We start from the raw sequence: 18,589 nt of genomic DNA on the forward strand, positions 1-18,589 counted from the left end.
ACATGGACGCATCCCAAGTCGCGCAACCCAGTAACACGGTCACTTCGTCCTCAGCCCCGCAGCAAGGAACGAGCACACAGCAAGCGCTGACTTCAGATTTTGAAACCTTCTTGCGAATGCTGACCACGCAGGCCCAAAACCAAGACCCGCTTGAGCCGCTGGATTCGTCTGAATACGCAGCGCAGCTTGCACAGTTTTCAATGGTTGAACAGCAAACAAAAACCAACAACATGCTGGAATCACTGGTCAACAAGTTGAGCGCCGTCAACATGAATGAGCTGTCCAATTGGATCGGAATGGAAGCCCGAGCCTTTGCCCCCGGCCATTTCAACGGGGCCCCAATCACGGTTTCAGCCGCACCCGTTGCATCGGCGGACGCAGCGTTTCTTATTGTACGCGATCAAAGCGGAAGCCAGGTGGATCGGTTAGCAATTCCAGTTTCGGCGGATTCCGTCATTTGGGATGGGGTCGACAACACGGGTAATCCGGTACCGAGCGGCTCATACAGCTTTGCGGTTCAAAGCCTTAAGGACGGTCAGGTCATTCTTGAAGAGGCCGCGCCCGTTTACAACAAGGTGATCGAAGCGCAGATACAAAACGGTGAGGTCGTCTTGATTCTTGAGGGTGGCGACGCAATTCTTGCTTCGACGGTATCAGCGGTGCGTGCATAAGAAACATGATGCACAAGTTTGACTGACAGAGTATCTATCACTCTCGAATCACACCTTTTGATCGAGCACTCCGCTGACCCTTTCAAACCAAATGCCGCCGTCCACGCTGGTTTCGATGCTAGTTGAACGCGATATTCTGGGCCGTGGCGACCAGTTTGAGAGACTTCTGGGTGGGCGAACAAATAGGGTCTGGAAGGTAGTTGGATCACGCCACAGCACGGTACTCAAACTGTATCGGGTAAATGGCGGAAATCCTTTGTTTCGAAACGACCCAACCCTAGAACGCATTTGTCTGAACACCCTTGCGCATAAAAGTCTTGCGCCCAAATTGCACGAAAGTGGTGTCTGGGATGGCACATACTGGTTGCTCTACGATCACGCGCCCGGCGTGTGCTGGACCTCTGACCCAAAACCGGTCGCTCATATGCTGCATCGATTGCATGCCCATCCAGTTCCAAAAGACGTGCCTGACGGCTGCAACGGCAGTCACGAACTTTGGATACACGCCAATGCGATTTTGGGTGAATGTTCCAAGTCTGCAAGTTCCAGGATATGGGGCCGAGAGCCGAAGCAACACATTGCGCCCTATCCTACCAGAACGCTGATTCATGGCGATCCCGTACCTGGCAATATTCTTGTTCAAAACAACCAAGCCATGCTGATTGACTGGCAATGTCCCGCAGTAGGAGACCCTGCAGAAGATCTGGCGATGTTTCTATCCCCTGCCATGCAACTGCTGTATCGCGGAACCCCGCTATCAGATGCCGAAACCCAAGTATTTTTGGATGCCTATCCAAACAGAGAGGTCACGCAGCGGTATCATGAAGTTTGCCCGTGGTTTCATTGGCGCATGGCTGCCTATTGCCTGTGGCGTCTGGAAAAGGGCGAAACCGATTATGCCAAAGCGCTCGAACTTGAACTTCAAGCACTGGATGCGGCCTGACCAAAGAGTCAGGCGGTACGGTCCGCGGCCTGTTCTTCCTGTTTTTGTCGCACCAACGCCCGTTTGCTGACAAGGGATGCGGTCAACACGCCCACAGTGACGATTGCAATCATGATTGTTGAGAGAGCATTGATCTCTGGTGAAACGCCCAACCGAACAGCCGAGAAGATTTTGATCGGCAATGTCGTGGCCGAAGGTCCAGAGGTAAATGACGCAATCACAAGATCATCAAGGGACAGAGTGAAAGCCAGCAACCAGCCAGATATGACGGCCGGTGCGATGATAGGTAGGGTCACCAATCTGAATGCCTCGGACGCGGAGCACCCCAAATCCAAGGCGGCTTCTTCCAGCGAACGGTCAAAGGTTACCAGCCTCGACGATACAACCACCGACACATAGCACATCGAGAACGTTGTATGCGCAAGAACAATGGTCAATACGCCTCTGTCCAAACCGATCCCAATGAACAGCAACAGCAACGACAGACCGGTAATGACTTCCGGCATAACCAGTGGCGCGTAGATCATTCCCGAAAACAGCGTTCGACCAAAGAAGCGCCCACCACGCACCATGACATAGGCTGCCATGGTTCCCAGAACCGTCGCAAATGTTGATGAGATCACCGCCACTTTCAATGTCACCCAAGCTGCATTGAGAAACGCCTCATTCTGAAGAAGTGCCCCATACCACTTGGTCGAAAACCCGGCCCAAACTGTCACCAGTTTGCTTTCGTTGAAACTAAAGATGATCAGGATCAACATCGGGATATACAGGAAGGCGAACCCGATGGTTAGCGAGACGACGTTGAACCAACTGAGTTTGTTCATTTCTCAATCTCCGCCTGCTGTTGCTGGTTGCGCTGGAAAACAACGATCGGAATGATCAGGATCAGCAGCAGGAGGACAGCCACAGCACTTGCCACCGGCCAATCACGATTCGAGAAAAACTCTTCCCAAAGAACCTTGCCGATCATCAATGTTCCCGATCCACCCAACAAAGATGGGATCACGAATTCACCCAGAACCGGGATGAACACCAAGAAAGAACCGGCAACAATTCCAGGCCGCGACAAGGGGATGGTCACCAACCAAAACGCCCGGAGTCTTGAACACCCAAGGTCTTCGGCGGCTTCGATCAGAGATCCGTCCAACCGATCAAGTGCTGCATAAATCGGAAGAATCATGAAGGGCAAATATGTGTAAACGATCCCGATATAGACGGCGGTATTGGTGTTGAGAATTGTAAGAGGGGTTGAGATCAACCCCGTCCACAACAAGATCTGATTTAGAAACCCCTCGTTGCTCAGAATTCCCATCCACGCATAAACCCTGATCAGGAATGATGTCCAAAATGGCAAGATGACCAACATCATCAACGTAGGTCGCCACTCTTCAGGCGCACGCGCCATTCCATATGCCATCGGATAACCCACAATCAGGGTCAGTATCGTCGCGATCACGGCGATCTTTAGGCTACTAAGGTAAGCTTTCCAGTACAGGTCATCCTCGGTCAACCAGATGAAATTCTCAAAATCCAATTGAGACAAGAATGTCCGAAACCCTTGCCACCCTTCGGACAGATCCAAGGAAGGCACATAGGGCGGGATGGCGATTGCGGTATCGCTCAACGAAATCTTAAGAACGATTCCGAACGGCACCAAAAACAGCGCCAATAGCCAGAAGTACGGAACGGCGATCAGAACGGCGCGGCGCATCAGTTTGCCAACAAGACGCCCGCGGTGGCTGTCCAAGACAACCAAACAGGGTCTTCCCAAGTAAAGCTACGACGAGAAATCCGGCGTGTATTGGCAGCTTGCGCTTTTATGATCGAACCGTTGGGTAATTCAACGTGGTAGGTTGAAAGGTTGCCCAGGTAAGCAATGTCGTGCACGCGTCCTTGAACCACGTTAGAGGCATCTTCCGGGCGGTCGGCGGAGATCGTCACCTTTTCTGGTCGAATTGCCAAATGGCATGTCTGACCATTTTCGAATTGGGTCGAAGAAATGGCGGTTATCGGATTTTGCCCCTCGGACCAATCGATCTTGTAAGCGCCTTCCGCGTCTGCACTGGCGCGGCCTTGGATGATATTCACGTCCCCGATAAAGTCCGCGACATATACGGATTCAGGGTTTTCATAGATCCGATCTGGTGTAGCGACCTGAATCAGACGCCCTTCGTCCATGACAGCGACCCGACTGGCCACGGTCATCGCCTCTTCCTGATCGTGGGTCACAATCACAAAAGTCGTTCCAGTCTTTTCCTGGATATCCATCAATTCGAACTGGGTGTCCTGACGCAGTTTCTTGTCCAAGGCACCGAGCGGTTCATCCAGAAGCAACAACTTGGGAGCTTTGGCCAAAGACCGTGCAAGAGCCACGCGCTGTCTTTGACCGCCTGAAATCTGATGAGGCTTGCGTTTTGCGAACTTCTCCAAGCGGGTCAGTTTCAACATCTCTTCAACCCGCGCCTCAAGTTCCAGCTTGGGCACTTTGTCTCGTTTCAGGCCAAAGGCTATGTTTTCCCAAATGTCGAGGTGCGGAAACAACGCGTAGGATTGGAACATCATGTTCACTGCACGCTTGTTTGGGGGAACGCCTGCAATATCTTGACCGGCAAGCTCGATCGCTCCTTCGGTCGGGTTTTCGAAACCGGCCAGCATGCGCATCAAAGTGGTCTTACCACACCCCGAAGGACCTAGCAGGGCAAAGAACTCTTTTTCAAAGATGTCCAACGTCAGGTCGTTGATGGCCGTGAAAGAGCCAAATCGTTTTGTGACATTTCGAAATCGGATCAGCGGCTCAGCCTGAGGATCGTCCCACGGCGCAAAAACAGTCGAGTTCAAGTTATCCCCCATTTGTCCTGAGTGCGAATTCTATACTGACTAAACGAAGTTGCCGGATAGGTGGCCCTATCCGGTAACTCATTGTTTTGCATCAGGTCCCTGACTTTACCTTGGTCCACAAGCGCGTCACCACCCGTTGGGTTTTGGCCGGGTAGGGCGTCGTGATGTAGAGGTTCTGCATCGTCGCCTCATCCGGATAGATCGCGGGATCATCAATCACATCGGATTCCAACAGCGGCTGCGAAGCCTTGTTGCCATTGGCGTAGTAGACGTAGTTCGACGCCGCCGCCATGTTTTCAGCATCCAGAATGAAGTTCAGGAACTTGTGTGCCGCGTCCGGGTTGGGAGCGTCTACCGGAATGGCCATCTGGTCGAACCACATCAACGAACCCTGCGAAAACGCGTTGTAAGCGATTTCGACGCCATTTTCGGCCTCCGCTGCACGGTCGCGGGCTTGCAGAATGTCACCCGACCATCCGACGGCCACACAAATATCGCCATTGGCCAGCGCGTTGATGTACTCCGAACTATGGAACTTCTGGATATGCGGGCGCACCGCAGCCAGAATCGGCTCGGCTTTGCTGATCACGTCCTTGTCGTGGCTGTCAGGGTCTTCACCCAAATACTGCAGAACCATCGGGATCATTTCGGACGGCGCATCCAGGAAATGCACCCCGCACGAGGCCAGCTTTTCCATGTTCTCGGGTTTCAGAACCAGGTCCATGCTGCTGAGCGGTGCATCCTCACCCAAAACTTCTTTAACTTTCGCGACGTTCACACCCAGTCCAGTTGTGCCCCACATATAGTTGATGGAATAAGCATTGTCTGGGTCGTAGCCAGAAGTCCGATCCTTGATCACATCCCACAGGTTAGTCGCATTGGGCAGCTTGGACATGTCCAGTTTCTGGAACGCCCCCGCCTGAATTTGACGTTGCAGGAAAGTTCCAGAGGGAACAACGACGTCGTACCCCGAGCCTCCGGACAACATCTTTGTTTCAAGAACCTCGTTGCTATCGAAAACGTCGTAGATCAGATCGATCCCGGTTTCCTCTTCGAACTTCGACAGCAGTTCTTCGTCAATGTAGTCGGACCAGTTATAGACGCGGACCTCTTCGGCAAAGGCCGCCGAAGTTGCAAGCGCTAGCACAGCTGTCAGCGTCAAAGATTTGAATTTCATATGGGTGTCTCCCTGCTTGGCAGCGGGTATGCTCCCGCCTGCGTAGATTTGATCAAGTTTTGCCTTCTGCGGCAACAGTGTTTATTATTCCAACCAACACAAACGCAAAACAACGTAACAAAAACTGGGTCAAGCCCCTTGAATATGATCAAAAATAAGGCCCCTGCCGAAAAATCTGAAACCGGCAAGCGCCCCGCACATGAGCAGGTCTACCAGACGCTCAAAGCACAAATTCTGTTCGGCGAGATGGCTCCGGGGCAGGCTGTGACCATCCAGGGTCTGACTGATTCGCTGGGTGTTGGTATGACCCCCGTGCGCGAAGCAATTCGCCGATTGATCTCAGACGGGGCGTTGATTTTCCAGGGGAATCGCCGTGTGAGTGTCCCTGTTTTAACGGCCAATGACGTCGAACAATTGATTTACGTAAGGAAATCAACCGAGTCCGAGCTTGCACGACGGGCCGCGTTACGCATCACACCGGCCCAGGTAGATGCGCTTGAGGCGATCGACGACGCGCTTGATCAGGCCATCGCAGTCGGTGATGTTGCCGGCTATTTGCGTCACAACCATGCGTTTCACGAAACCCTGTATCAGGCTTCGGATGCTCCGATCATGCGCGATCTGGCAGACCGTATGTGGCTGCGGTTTGGTCCCTCTTTGCGCGTTGTATGTGGCCGTTTTGGAACACAAAACCTGCCCGACCGACACAAGGACATGTTGACCGCCCTGCGCGATGGCGATGCTCTGGCCGCTGGTCGCGCCATGGAACAGGACGTTGAACAAGGCATGGAACTAATGGTCGGAATGTTTGCAAACACCCCGTGACTCGGCTTGTCGATTGACTTAGGATAATTTGATCATATTCTGCGCTCAAAGCCCCTTTGCGAGGAGTCCGCACCATGTCGACTATCACAAACCACCTGCCCACGGCCGAGCTTCAAGCTCTGGATGCCGCCCACCACATGCACCCGTTTACCGCCAACGGCGAGTTGGCTAAAAAAGGCGCGCGCGTCATCACGCGGGCCAATGGCGTCTATCTGACCGACAGCGATGGACAGGAGATCCTCGATGCGATGGCGGGCCTGTGGTGCGTCAACATCGGCTATGGCCGGGACGAGCTGGCTGAAGTCGCCGCTCGTCAGATGCGTGAGCTGCCCTACTACAACACTTTTTTCCAGACCACGCATGTACCTGTTATTGCGCTCGCCAAAAAACTGGCGGAACTGGCACCCGGCGATCTGAACCACGTGTTCTTTGCTGCCGGAGGATCCGAGGCGAACGACACCAACATCCGCATGGTTCGCACCTATTGGGCCAACAAAGGCCAACCAGGCAAGAACATCATAATAAGCCGTAAGAACGCCTACCACGGCTCGTCGGTTGGGTCGGGAAGCTTGGGAGGCATGGTGCACATGCATGCTCAGGGCGGAATGCCGATCCCGGACATTCACCACATTGAACAGCCCAACTGGTGGGCCGAAGGTGGCCATATGTCCCCCGAAGATTTTGGTCTGGCCCGCGCGCAAGAGCTGGAAAAAGCCATTCTGGAGTTGGGCGAAGACCGCGTCGCGGCCTTTATCGGTGAACCGATCCAAGGTGCGGGAGGCGTGATCGTTCCACCAGCAACCTACTGGCCCGAGATCCAGCGCATCTGTGACAAATACGATATTCTGTTGATCGCGGACGAGGTGATCTGTGGCTTTGGCCGAACCGGCGACTGGTTTGGCTCGGAAACCGTCGGCATCAAGCCGCACATCATGACAATCGCCAAAGGTCTGAGCTCGGGCTATGCGCCCATCGGCGGCTCGATCGTTTGTGACGAAGTGGCTGAGGTGATCGCCGGTGGAGAGTTTAACCACGGCTATACGTATTCCGGTCACCCTGTTGCCGCTGCCGTTGCGCTGGAAAACCTGCGCATCCTCGAAGAAGAGGGCATCGTTGATCATGTCCGTAATGTGGCTGCTCCATATCTGAAAGAGAAATGGGAAGCCTTGGCCGACCACCCGCTGGTCGGTGAGGCCAAGATTTGCGGCATGATGGCATCGATTGCTCTGACCCCGGACAAGGCCAGCCGCGCCAAGTTTGCATCAGAGCCCGGCACTGTCGGCTATATTTGCCGCGATCGCTGCTTTGCCAACAACCTCGTGATGCGCCATGTCGGTGACCGCATGATCATTTCGCCGCCGCTGATTCTGACTCCGGCTGACATTGACGAGATGATGGCGAGGATTCGCAAGTCGCTGGACGAAGCTCATGCGGAACTGATCGAAAAGGACATGATGAAAGCCGCGTCCTGACTTTCGAATTTTACAGAAATTCGCAGTACTGCTTGATTCTTGAGGCGTCCGGGTTCCCGGTCGCCTCAATTTTTTTGATCGATCAAAAGACGATTTTGAACTGGAAATGGTCGCAAGAGTTTCCCTTGCGTCGTAATTCTGTTGCGTTTGGGCTGTTTGCGCGCTTAAGCTTTGTCCAAAGCAGCATAGACTGTACCAAAAAACAAACTTCGGGGAGCTGGCTTTGTCTGAAACATCCAGCAATGACGCGTTCGTAGAATTCGAGCGTGTGCAAAAAAGCTATGACGGCGAAACTTTGGTCGTCAAAGATCTAAATCTAACAATGCCAAGGGGCGAGTTTCTAACGATGCTTGGCCCGTCAGGTTCCGGCAAAACCACTTGCCTGATGATGTTGGCGGGGTTTGAGACCGCAACACATGGCGACATCCGATTGGGCGGAACGTCCATCAACAACATCCCACCGCACAAACGCGGCATCGGCATGGTGTTCCAGAACTATGCCCTTTTCCCTCACATGACGATTGCCGAGAATCTGAGCTTCCCACTGGAAGTGCGCAAGATCGGCAAGTCCGACCGTGAGGAGAAGGTGAAACGCGCGTTGGACATGGTGGAAATGGGCGCCTTTGGCGGCCGCCGTCCAGCACAGCTTTCTGGTGGTCAGCAGCAACGCATCGCTTTGGCGCGTGCCCTGGTGTTCGAACCTGAACTGGTTTTGATGGACGAACCACTCGGCGCGCTGGACAAACAACTGCGGGAAAAGATGCAGTTCGAGATCACTGATCTGGCGCACCGCCTGGGCATTACCACCGTCTATGTGACGCACGACCAGACCGAGGCGATGACCATGTCGGACCGGGTGGCTGTTTTCGACGACGGTCGCATCCAACAGCTCGCGCCGCCAGATACACTGTATGAAGAGCCCGAAAACAGTTTCGTCGCGCAGTTTATTGGCGAAAACAACACGCTTGAAGGCGTGGTTCAGGAAATCAACGGCGAGGTTGCCCTGGTCAAGCTCGACGATGGCGAGTTGATCGATGCAAAACCGATCAACGTGGGCGTCGGCGACCGCACCCGCGTGTCAATCCGCCCCGAGCGGGTCGAATACAACAAAGACCGCCTGAAAGAAGGCACCCATACGATCAAAGCCGAAGTGCTGGAATTCATCTATATGGGCGACATTTTCCGTACACGCCTGCGCGTTGCTGGAAATGACGAGTTCGTCATCAAGACTAGGAATGCCCCCGATCAGGTTCGTCACGAGCCCGGCTCGATGATCGAAATCGGTTGGCTTCCTGAAGATTGCCGGGCGCTGGACGCCTGATCGCAAACCTTTGCGGACCCCGACGTCAGATCGGGGCCGTTTGAAATACGTTCAACAATGGAGAGAAATATGAAATTCACCAAACTCACAGCTCTTGCAGTGACAACGGCGCTGGTTGCACCCGCTGCTTTTGCGCAAGAGATGACCATCGTGTCCTGGGGTGGCGCGTACACCAAGTCGCAAAAGAATGCGTATCACGACCCCTATTCGGAAAAGACCGGCGTCACCATCATCAACGATGACAGCTCGGCCGAAGCGGTTGCTAAGCTGCGCGCCATGGACGAAGCAGGCAACGTGACTTGGGACGTGGTCGACGTCGTTGCGGCTGATGCAATCCGTCTGTGTGACGAAGGTCTGGCGATGGAAATCGACGCCGACACCATGCTGGCGCCCGCACCTGATGGCACCCCGGCGTCCGAAGACTTTGGCGACCTGCTCGTTTCTGACTGCTTTATCCCGCAGATCGTGTATTCGACCACCTTTGGTTACCGCACTGACCTGGTTGGCGACACTGCACCCACAAGCGTCTGCGCGGTCTTCGACACCGATGCATATCCCGGCAAGCGTTCGCTTGAGAAGCGCCCGATCAACAACATGGAATGGGCTCTGATCTGTGACGGTGTTGCCAAAGACGACGTCTATGACGTTCTGGCCACACCCGAAGGTCAGGATCAGGCTCTGGCAAAACTGGACACCATCAAAGACGACGTGATCTGGTGGTCCGCTGGCGCTGACACTCCTCAGCTGCTGGCTGATGGTGAAATCGTAATGGGTTCGACCTACAACGGTCGTCTGTTCTCGGTCATCGAAGAGCAGAAGCAGCCGGTTGCCATGCTGTGGGACGCGCAGGTGTTCGATCTGGACGGTTGGATCATCCCAGCCGGTCTGAGCGACGAGCGCAAGAAGCAGGCGCTGGACTACATCATGTTCGCGACCGACACTCAGCGTCTGGCGGATCAAGCCAAGTGGATCTCTTACGGTCCGGCACGCGCATCTTCGGCACCGCTGGTTGGCCAGCACGCCGATCTGGGCATCGACATGGCACCGCATATGCCGACCGATCCGGAAAACGCAAAGAACACGTTCCTCTACAACTACGAGTTCTGGGCTGACTACCGCGATGACATCGACGGCAAATTCCAGGCGTGGCTGGCGAAATAATCGCCCTGTCTGAATTCGGAAAGGGCCACGACTAGGCCCTTTCCACCTCCATTCGTTTGGACATTTACCAATAAAAACAAGACCAACGGGGAAGACATGACGGACACCACCTCCGATGGGCCTATGCTTGCCGCAGACGGCACGCCGCTCAAGAAAAGCCTGGCCCGCGCGCTGAGATTGCAAAAGATGAGGGCGCTGATGCTGATTGCGCCGCTGCTCCTCTTTGTGCTGTTTTCTTTCATCATCCCTATCATTTCGATGCTGTCGCGCTCGGTGGAAAACGACATCGTAGCGGATACCCTGCCGTTGACAGTGGTTGAACTTCAGGCTTGGGACGCTGACACCGGCGAATTACCCGATGAACCTGTTTATGCGGCATTTGTGGCGGACATGGTCACAGCCATTGAAGCCAAACAACACACCCGCCTTGGCACCCGGTTGAACTATGAGCAGACCGGCATGTCGTCACTGTTCCGCAAGTCAGGCCGCAAACTCAAGCGGATGGACCCTGAAACCGATGGTCCGTTCAAAGAAGCTTTGATCAAGGCCGACAAGAAATGGGGCGACGTTGAAACCTGGCGCGTGATCAAGACCCACTCACCACGCTACACGAATGGGTATTTCCTGAACGCCGTGGATATGCGCCGTACACCTGAAGGGGCGCAATCTCAGCCAGAAGACAAGCAGATCCTGGTCAAGCTTTTTGGCCGCACGCTGATAATGTCCCTGATAATCACAGGTTCCTGTATCTTGCTGGGGTACCCAGTGGCTTGGATTCTGGCCAACCTGCCGATGCGCACCGCCAACGTTCTGATGATCCTGGTGCTTCTGCCATTTTGGACCTCGCTGCTGGTACGGACATCGGCCTGGAAGGTCATGCTACAGCAACAAGGCGTCATCAACGAGGTTCTGGTCTGGCTTGGTATGGTGGCGGATGACTCACGATTGGTCCTGATCAACAACCAAACCGGCACGATCATCGCGATGACCCACATCCTGCTGCCGTTCATGATCCTGCCGATGTATTCGGTGATGCAGACGATCCAACCCACCTATCTGCGTGCGGCGAAATCCATGGGCGCGACCAACTGGACGGCGTTCTGGCGGGTCTATTTCCCGCTGTCCATTCCGGGCATTGGAGCGGGCTCGATCCTCGTTTTCATCTTGGCGATCGGTTACTACATCACGCCTGAAATCGTCGGCGGCACCAAAGGTGTCTTCATCTCAAACCGAATTGCCTACCACATTTCGAGCTCTCTAAACTGGGGCCTTGCGGCTGCATTGGGCACGATCCTTCTGGTGGTCGTTCTGATCCTCTATTGGGCCTATGACAAGATCGTGGGCATCGACAACGTGAAACTGGGGTAACGGACATGGCTGCACTCACACCGATCTCGCGCAAACCTATGTCTCTTGTCTTGCCGACCGTTGCGGCGGCAGGCGGGTTGCTCGGGCTATTTGTTGGTACCGCAAATGGTTCTGGCTTCCTGGGCATTATTATTGGTGCTGCCATCGTGACAGCGTTGGCGGCGCTCTACATCTTTGCTTTGAAAAACGAGCAATTGACAAAGTGGATTTCGATCGCCGTCTTTGTCGTCCTCGGTTTTTTCTTTGGCGGCATTCCCGGAGCGATCTTGGGTGCCATTGCAGGCTGGTTCTTTCATTGGTTCACCTACTGGATGTACGAAGGCCGCTATCGCCAGCGACTGTTGCCCTACCTGACCCCAGGCCAGGTGTTGTGGCACTATGGCTTCAGGGTGATTTGTGGAGCGATCTTCGTATTCCTGATCACGCCAATCCTTGTGGTCATGCCTCTCAGCTTTAACTCACAGGACTTCTTTACGTTCACACCAGAGATGCTCCGGTTTGAGGCTGAAGGTTACTCGCTCAAACACTATCAAGACTTCTTCACCAACAATGAATGGCAGCGCTCGTTCAAGAACTCGCTGATCATTGCGCCGATTGCGACGGTCATCTCGGTGAGCCTTGGTACGCTGGCCGCCATCGGTCTGAGCCAAAGCCATGTTCCCGGTCGCCGGGCGATCATGGCCGTCATGATCTCGCCGATGATTGTGCCGCTGATCATCTCGGCCACCGGCATGTTCTTTTTCTACTCGAGCATCGGCAACTGGATGGAAGGAACGCTGGGACTTTCCAAAAACTTCGTGGGATACGTCAAAGTCATTCTGGCCCATGCCGTTCTGGGCATTCCGTTCGTGATCATCACAGTGACGGCGACATTGGTTGGGTTTGACCGCTCTCTGACGCGTGCCGCGGCAAACATGGGCGCAAATCCGGTCACGACCTTCTTCCGCATCCAGATGCCGCTGATCCTGCCGGGCGTGATATCGGGCGGCCTCTTTGCCTTCATCACCTCGTTTGACGAAGTTGTCGTGGTGCTCTTTGTCGGTTCGGCCAGCCAGAAGACGCTACCTTGGCAGATGTTCACCGGTCTGCGCGAGCAGATCTCGCCGACCATCCTGGCTGTGGCGACGATCCTCGTGGTGATCTCAATTGCTCTGCTGACCACGGTCGAGCTGCTGCGCCGCCGTTCGGAACGACTGCGGGGCATGTCACCGGGCTAAAGAAAAACACCCTGCCGTTCTTCTCGTGGACAATACGGCGGGGTGAATTGATCCACGGGTTCAAGGAGGGGCAGCGCCCCTCTTTTTCATCTCAGGCTTTGCAGCAGACGGGGTGAAGCATAGCCATCGGGCACCATTCCACTGGCAACCTGGTAGGCCCTGACCGCGTTGATCGTCAGCGGGCCAATCTTTGCGTCGATCTTTTGGGTATCAAACCCCTTCGCTGTCAGCCGTTCCTGTAATTCGATCCGCTCATCATAGGTCAGGGCTCGGTCTTCACGTGGCCAGTCACCCTGCAACTTGCTCTCGCCACGAATGCGGTCGCTAAGGTGTCCCACTCCGATTACATAGGCATCAGCAGTGTTATAGCTCTCAAGCACTTCGAAGTTGTCGAAGATCATGAAGGGCACGCCCTCTGCCCCACCGGGAAGCAAGATTGACGCCGCGCCGTGATTGCGCACCGCCTTGCCATTCACGTCCTTCACGCCAAGCTTGGCCCACTCCTTTGGGGTCTTGGTAATCTCGCGATTTGCCAAAGTGTAATCGAACCCTTTGGGCAACGTGACCTCAACACCCCAGGGCTGTCCGGTGGTCCAGCCATGCCCCGCCAGATAGGCCGCGGTTGAGGCCAAAGCATCCGTCGGATCGTCGGACCAGATGTTGCGTTTACCGTCGCCAGAGTAGTCTACTGCATACTCAAGGAATGAGGTCGGCATGAACTGCGTATGCCCCATCGCCCCTGCCCAACTGCCATTCATGTTGCGACTGGCCACATCACCCGCCTGCAAGATTTGCAAAGCTGCAACCAACTGCTCTTCGAAAAAGTCACTGCGTCGCGCGTCATACGCCAGGGTCGCCAGCGAGCGGATCACGCTCTTCGATCCCCGAAAGGTGCCATAAGCGCTTTCCAGTCCCCAGATCGCCACCACGACCTCTTTCTCGACGCCATACTTAGCCTCGATCCTGTCCAGCAGGGCGTTGCGCTTTTTCAGCGCCGCTTTGCCGTTCTTGACCCGCAGATCCGACGCCGCACTGTCGAGGTAGACCCAAACCGTCTTTGTGAACTCGGATTGGTTACGGTCGCGTTTGATCACCTCGGCGTCATAGCTCACACCGCTTAAGGCGCCCTGCCAGACAGACCGCTTGATGCCTGCAGCTTCGGCCACTGGGACCAAAGCCCACGATCCACTCTTGAAAGCCACCCTCGGACGCAACAGCTGTGGATTTCACCGCATCTACATGTGCAGGGCGCAATTGCGGCCTGAGCGAGGTCAACACCTCCGCCGAGGCCAGTTTGACGGTAGTTTCGGTTTCGGACCCGGTGCTTGCCCCGGGCATCATTACAGCGGTCACTGCCGCGGCACTTAGCAATACACGCATCTTGGTTGTCCCGACTATCTGCTCTGCTCAAAAGGTAGCGTGAAAGCCGCATCCACGAAAGGGATCACTCGGGCGGTGTGCAATCCTCCGCTCGCGCCCGTTCGGCCCGCAGCCCTTCGATAGCTTGCCTTAGCAGGGGCACCCGATTGGGGCGAAAGCTCTGGTCGGTCACGATCAACTCGCGCATCCGATCCAAACGGAACGTTCGAAAATCCTGCCGTAGATGGCACCATGCCACCAACACGCTGGCCCGATCCATGTAGACAAGTGATAGCGGGTTCACCCGGCGATGGGTCTGAGCCCCGTGCACGTCCGAATACCCAAATTCCACCGCCTGTTCATCCCAAGTCGCCTTGCGCAGGCGCGCAACTTCAACCCCTGGTTTGGGGGGCGATCGAACCGTGTGGCCGTCAACACAGCATGGCTGAGACGATGAGATTGGCGTTGCGGCAGGCGCCCTTGCAGTTTGCGCAGGGCTGCGCTGGCGGCTTCGGACAAGGCCGGATCACCGATCAACTCGACCTCGCGCAAACCCAGAACCAGCGCCTCCAACTCGTCATCCAGAAACCCCAGAGGCGGCAGGGTCGCGTCCTCAATCAGAGTAAAGCCAAACCCGGCCTCACCATCGATCACCGCCCCAAGACTGCGCAGGGTATCAATGTCGCGATGCACCGTGCGCGGCGACACCCCCAGATCCTGCCCCAGCTGGATCGAGGTGCGTGGTTGCGGCCCTGAACGCAGGGCTTGCATCAATTGGAACAGGCGGGCGGTGCGTGACATGTCTCCATCCTGCTTATCACTGATGACAGAAACTGTCATCACTCGCCTCTAGGTTCGACTCAATTCAAATCTCGGAGTTCGCTTATGTTGACCCTTCTCATTTATCCTTCGGCCTTTGGCCTCTTCAGCGGCAGTCCCTTCTGTGTCAAAGCCGCCTATCTTCTCGAAGCTTCGGGCCAGCAATGGCAGCGCTCCGACCTGCTCGACCCGCGCAAGATGCCCCATCGCAAACTGCCCGTACTGCGCACACCCGAGCGGCTGATGCCTGACAGCGACGCCATTCGTGGCTGGCTGGAGGCGCGTGGCGCGGACTTTGACCAAGGCCTAAGCGATCTGCAAAAAGGTCAATCACGTGCGCTGATCCGCATGGCGGAGGATCACTTGTATTTTCAATTGGTCATGGACCGCTGGGGCAATGACGAGGTCTGGCCAGCGCTGCGCGAGACGTTCTTTGTTGGCATTCCGCGCCTGATCAGGGGGCCAATCACCAAGTCCGTCCGCAAGTCAGTCCTGCGCGGGTTGGACATGCAGGGCGTATCTCGGTTTTCGCAAGCCGAACGACTGGAGCGAGTCGAGAACGACCTGACCGCGATCTCTGCCTTCCTGTGGCATTCACCGTTCTTGATGGGCAGCACTCCGACTTCTGCCGACTATTCCGTCGCGCCAATGTTGGCCGCAATTGCGGCGACACCAGTTAAAACGCCCCTGCAACAACGGATTGCCAATGACAGGCTGCTGACCGACTATGTCGCAAGAATGGATCAGGCGTTTGATTTGACATGACACCCTATGCCAACGAACAGGTCGCCGCAGCTTATGCGGCGATCCCACCAGAACCCCGTACAGGGCTGCTGCGATTGCGCGAGTTGATTTTTGACGTGGCGCACGACCTGCCGCACAAGCCGCAGATCGAAGAGACGCTGAAATGGGGTCAACCAGCCTATCTGACAGCCAAGGGATCAACCATCCGGTTGGGTGTTCCAAAGGCAGGTGGATTTGCCCTGTTCGTGCATTGCCAAAGCCGCCTGATCCCGGATTACGAATTGGCTTTCCCCCAATCAGACCGGATCGAGGGCACGCGCGCCGTGCTGTTCAACGAGGCCGATCAGATCGACGAGGGACGTCACGGTTGGCTCATCGCCCGCGCGTTGACATACCACCAAAAGAAGTGACCTAGCGCCGCTTGCGTTCCACCTTGCGCTTGATCTTGTCCCGTTTGCGTTTGCCTTTGATCGCCTTGCGGCGTTGGGTTCGCCCTGCGGGGCTAACCGGCTTTGGCATGGCCTTGTCTTCGACCGACAGCAGCTCCAATTCCAACCCGCCTGTCACCGGTGTCGCTGTCGTCAGCCGCACAGTGACACGCTGACCGATGGACAGGATCATACCCGTATCCGATCCCATCAGCGTCCCGGCCTCGCGGTCGAAATGAAAGAATTCACGCCCCAGCGAGCGCACCGGAACCAGTCCGTCAGCCCCGGTTTCGTCCATCTTCACAAAGGCCCCGAACCGGGCCATGCCACTGATCCGGCCGGAAAATTCATTGCCCACCCGTTCGCTGAGGTATGCGGCAAGATAACGATCGGTTGTGTCGCGTTCAGCCATCATCGAGCGGCGCTCGGTGTCCGAGATATGGGTGGCCGTGTCCTCCAGCCGGTCAATCTCATCCGGTTGCAACCCATCATCTCCCCAACCATGCGCTTTGATCAGTGCACGGTGTACGATCAAATCGGCGTAACGCCGGATGGGCGATGTGAAGTGCGCATAGTTGCGCAACGCGAGGCCAAAGTGACCAAAATTCTCAGGCGAATAATACGCCTGCGCCATCGACCGCAAGGTAGATAGATTGATCAGCTCCGCATCGTCCGTGCCCGCTGCGGCTCGTAGCAGCGTGTTCAGGTGACGTGTTTGCAGTACCTGCCCCTTGGCCAAATTGTACCCCGCCGCCTGTGCCGTCTCGCGAAGCGACTCGAGCTTCTCGGGCGCGGGTTCTTCGTGCACGCGGAACAAGAGCGGTGATTTCTTGGCATTGAGTGTTTCGGCTGCTGCCACATTGGCCAGGACCATAAACTCTTCGATCAAGCGGTGCGCATCCAGCCGGTCGCGGAAATTCACCGACTGCACCGTGCCATCGTCATCCAACACGATCTTACGTTCAGGCAGATCCAGATCCAGTGGTTGTCGTTCCTCGCGGGCCTTTTTTAGCGCAGCGTAGGCGGCATAGAGCGGCTTTAGGATCGGGTCCAACAACGGGCCAGTCCGGTCGTTGGGATTGCCGTCGATGGCATCTTGCACTTCGGCGTAGTGCAGCGAGGCGGCTGACCGCATCAAACCTCGCACAAAGCGGTGCGAGAGCTTGTTGCCATCTGCATCCAGTTGCATCCGCACCGCCAAACAGGCGCGCGGCACCCCCTCGTGTAGCGAACACAGGTCACCGGACAGGCGATCCGGCAGCATCGGCACCACGCGGTCAGGGAAATAGCTGGAGTTGCCTCGTTTGCGCGCCTCTCGGTCCAATGCCGAATTGGGGAGCACATAGGCCGCCACATCCGCAATCGCGACCCAAACGACATGCCCGCCGGGGTTTTTAGGGTCGTCATCGGCGTGTGCATAACAGGCGTCGTCATGGTCGCGTGCGTCCGAGGGGTCAATGGTCAGCAAGGGTAGATCACGCAGGTCCTCGCGCCCGCTCAGCCCGACAGGCTTGGCGGCATCAGCCTCGGCGATTACGGGGTCGGGGAAGTCATCGGGGATGCCATGTTGATGGATCGCAATCAGCGACACCGCCTTGGGTGCGGACGGATCGCCGAGGCGTTCCACGATCCGCGCTTTGGGTAGGCCCATGCGGCCCTTGGGTCCGGCCTGCTCGGCCTCGACCAGCTCACCATCCTTGGCCCCCAGCACGGCGGCCTCGGCAACGGTCCATTCTGTGCCTGCGGACTTGTCGATGGGCACGATCCGTCCGCCTTCGCTGCGCTTGCGGAACACACCCAAAATGCGTTTGGGATTTGCGCCAATGCGACGGATCAGGCGCGCCTCGTAATTGTGGTCTTCCTCGTGCACGACAGTCAGACGCGCAAGAATGCGATCCCCTTCACCCAAAGCCGGGTCCGAGGCTCGCGGAATGACCAGTACAACAGGTTCCACCCCTTCGCCGTGCCATTCCATCGGCTTGGCAAAGAGATCCCCGTTCCCATCCGGCGCCTTGACCTGCAGCACGCTGACAGGTGGCAAACGATCCGGATCCGAATAGCTGCGTTTGCGCTTTTCCAGATGGCCCTCGGCCTCAAGTTCTTTGAGCAACCTCTTAAGGTCGATCCGATCCGCGCCTTTGATCCCAAAGGCTTTGGAAATGTCTCGTTTCGAAGTGAGGGTCGGGTTGGATGAAATCCATTCCAGGATTTCTTCCTTCGTGGGAATACGCGTCATACCTCTG

Annotated in this window: 15 protein-coding genes and 2 pseudogenes; 10 read left to right on the plus strand and 7 right to left on the minus strand. The window is 56.0% G+C overall.

Annotation, left to right across the window (positions count from 1 at the left end; genetic code table 11):
* Window positions 1–2: 2 nt before the first annotated feature.
* Window positions 3–671: a flagellar hook capping FlgD N-terminal domain-containing protein gene (locus ACZ1HE_RS20580; protein WP_472623835.1), complete on the plus strand. Its 669-nt coding sequence runs from the start codon at window positions 3–5 to the stop codon at window positions 669–671.
* Between the two features lie 115 nt (window positions 672–786).
* A complete protein-coding gene (locus ACZ1HE_RS20585; protein ID WP_472623837.1) occupies window positions 787–1,614 on the plus strand; it encodes a phosphotransferase in 828 nt (275 codons plus the stop codon).
* A gap of 8 nt (window positions 1,615–1,622) precedes the next feature.
* Here the strand turns inward: ACZ1HE_RS20585 and ACZ1HE_RS20590 are convergent, their stop codons facing one another.
* From ACZ1HE_RS20590 to ACZ1HE_RS20605, 4 genes are all read right to left on the minus strand, one after another.
* A complete protein-coding gene (locus ACZ1HE_RS20590) occupies window positions 1,623–2,441 on the minus strand; it encodes an ABC transporter permease (RefSeq protein ID WP_472623839.1) in 819 nt (272 codons plus the stop codon).
* Complete coding sequence (locus ACZ1HE_RS20595) at window positions 2,438–3,328, minus strand: ABC transporter permease subunit (protein ID WP_472623841.1); 891 nt, start codon at window positions 3,326–3,328, stop codon at window positions 2,438–2,440. The genes ACZ1HE_RS20590 and ACZ1HE_RS20595 overlap by 4 nt, the downstream gene beginning before the upstream one ends.
* Window positions 3,328–4,467 carry an ABC transporter ATP-binding protein gene (locus tag ACZ1HE_RS20600; RefSeq protein WP_472623843.1) on the minus strand — a complete coding sequence of 380 codons (1,140 nt, stop codon included), beginning with the start codon at window positions 4,465–4,467 and terminating at the stop codon, window positions 3,328–3,330. Before ACZ1HE_RS20600 ends, ACZ1HE_RS20595 begins: the two co-directional genes overlap by 1 nt.
* Before the next feature lie 79 nt (window positions 4,468–4,546).
* Window positions 4,547–5,632, minus strand: a complete 1,086-nt coding sequence (locus ACZ1HE_RS20605) for a polyamine ABC transporter substrate-binding protein (protein WP_472623845.1) — start codon at window positions 5,630–5,632, stop codon at window positions 4,547–4,549.
* 144 nt (window positions 5,633–5,776) lie between these two features.
* Here ACZ1HE_RS20605 and ACZ1HE_RS20610 point away from each other — a divergent pair, with 144 nt between their 5' ends.
* The 6 genes from ACZ1HE_RS20610 to ACZ1HE_RS20635 all read left to right on the plus strand — a co-directional run bounded on the left by ACZ1HE_RS20610 (window position 5,777) and on the right by ACZ1HE_RS20635 (window position 12,996).
* Window positions 5,777–6,457, plus strand: a complete 681-nt coding sequence (locus tag ACZ1HE_RS20610) for a GntR family transcriptional regulator (RefSeq protein ID WP_472623847.1) — start codon at window positions 5,777–5,779, stop codon at window positions 6,455–6,457.
* A 74-nt stretch (window positions 6,458–6,531) separates the two neighbouring features.
* Window positions 6,532–7,929: an aspartate aminotransferase family protein gene (locus ACZ1HE_RS20615; protein ID WP_472623849.1), complete on the plus strand. Its 1,398-nt coding sequence runs from the start codon at window positions 6,532–6,534 to the stop codon at window positions 7,927–7,929.
* A 223-nt stretch (window positions 7,930–8,152) separates the two neighbouring features.
* Entirely contained in the window at window positions 8,153–9,250 is a 1,098-nt protein-coding gene (locus ACZ1HE_RS20620) for an ABC transporter ATP-binding protein (protein WP_472623851.1), read from the plus strand.
* A 69-nt stretch (window positions 9,251–9,319) separates the two neighbouring features.
* Window positions 9,320–10,411 carry an extracellular solute-binding protein gene (locus ACZ1HE_RS20625; RefSeq protein WP_472623853.1) on the plus strand — a complete coding sequence of 364 codons (1,092 nt, stop codon included), beginning with the start codon at window positions 9,320–9,322 and terminating at the stop codon, window positions 10,409–10,411.
* 96 nt (window positions 10,412–10,507) lie between these two features.
* Complete coding sequence (locus ACZ1HE_RS20630; protein ID WP_472623855.1) at window positions 10,508–11,779, plus strand: ABC transporter permease; 1,272 nt, start codon at window positions 10,508–10,510, stop codon at window positions 11,777–11,779.
* Between the two features lie 5 nt (window positions 11,780–11,784).
* On the plus strand, window positions 11,785–12,996 hold the full coding sequence (locus ACZ1HE_RS20635) for an ABC transporter permease (protein WP_472623857.1): 1,212 nt from the start codon (window positions 11,785–11,787) through the stop codon (window positions 12,994–12,996).
* 86 nt (window positions 12,997–13,082) lie between these two features.
* Here ACZ1HE_RS20635 and ACZ1HE_RS20640 read toward each other — a convergent pair.
* Together ACZ1HE_RS20640 and ACZ1HE_RS20645 are read right to left on the minus strand one after the other, a co-directional pair.
* Window positions 13,083–14,334 (minus strand): annotated as a pseudogene (locus ACZ1HE_RS20640) (lytic murein transglycosylase).
* Window positions 14,335–14,440: 106 nt separating this feature from the next.
* Window positions 14,441–15,156: pseudogene (locus tag ACZ1HE_RS20645) on the minus strand (helix-turn-helix transcriptional regulator).
* Between the two features lie 84 nt (window positions 15,157–15,240).
* Here ACZ1HE_RS20645 and ACZ1HE_RS20650 point away from each other — a divergent pair.
* Window positions 15,241–15,939, plus strand: a complete 699-nt coding sequence (locus ACZ1HE_RS20650) for a glutathione S-transferase family protein (protein ID WP_472623859.1) — start codon at window positions 15,241–15,243, stop codon at window positions 15,937–15,939.
* Window positions 15,936–16,328, plus strand: a complete 393-nt coding sequence (locus tag ACZ1HE_RS20655; RefSeq protein ID WP_472623861.1) for a DUF1801 domain-containing protein — start codon at window positions 15,936–15,938, stop codon at window positions 16,326–16,328. Before ACZ1HE_RS20650 ends, ACZ1HE_RS20655 begins: the two co-directional genes overlap by 4 nt.
* A 1-nt stretch (window position 16,329) precedes the next feature.
* Here ACZ1HE_RS20655 and rnr read toward each other — a convergent pair whose 3' ends face one another.
* Window positions 16,330–18,582 carry a ribonuclease R gene (rnr, locus tag ACZ1HE_RS20660; RefSeq protein ID WP_472623863.1) on the minus strand — a complete coding sequence of 751 codons (2,253 nt, stop codon included), beginning with the start codon at window positions 18,580–18,582 and terminating at the stop codon, window positions 16,330–16,332.
* Window positions 18,583–18,589 lie beyond the last annotated feature (7 nt).

The sequence above is a fragment of the Falsiruegeria sp. JB4-1 genome (genome assembly GCF_055693495.1).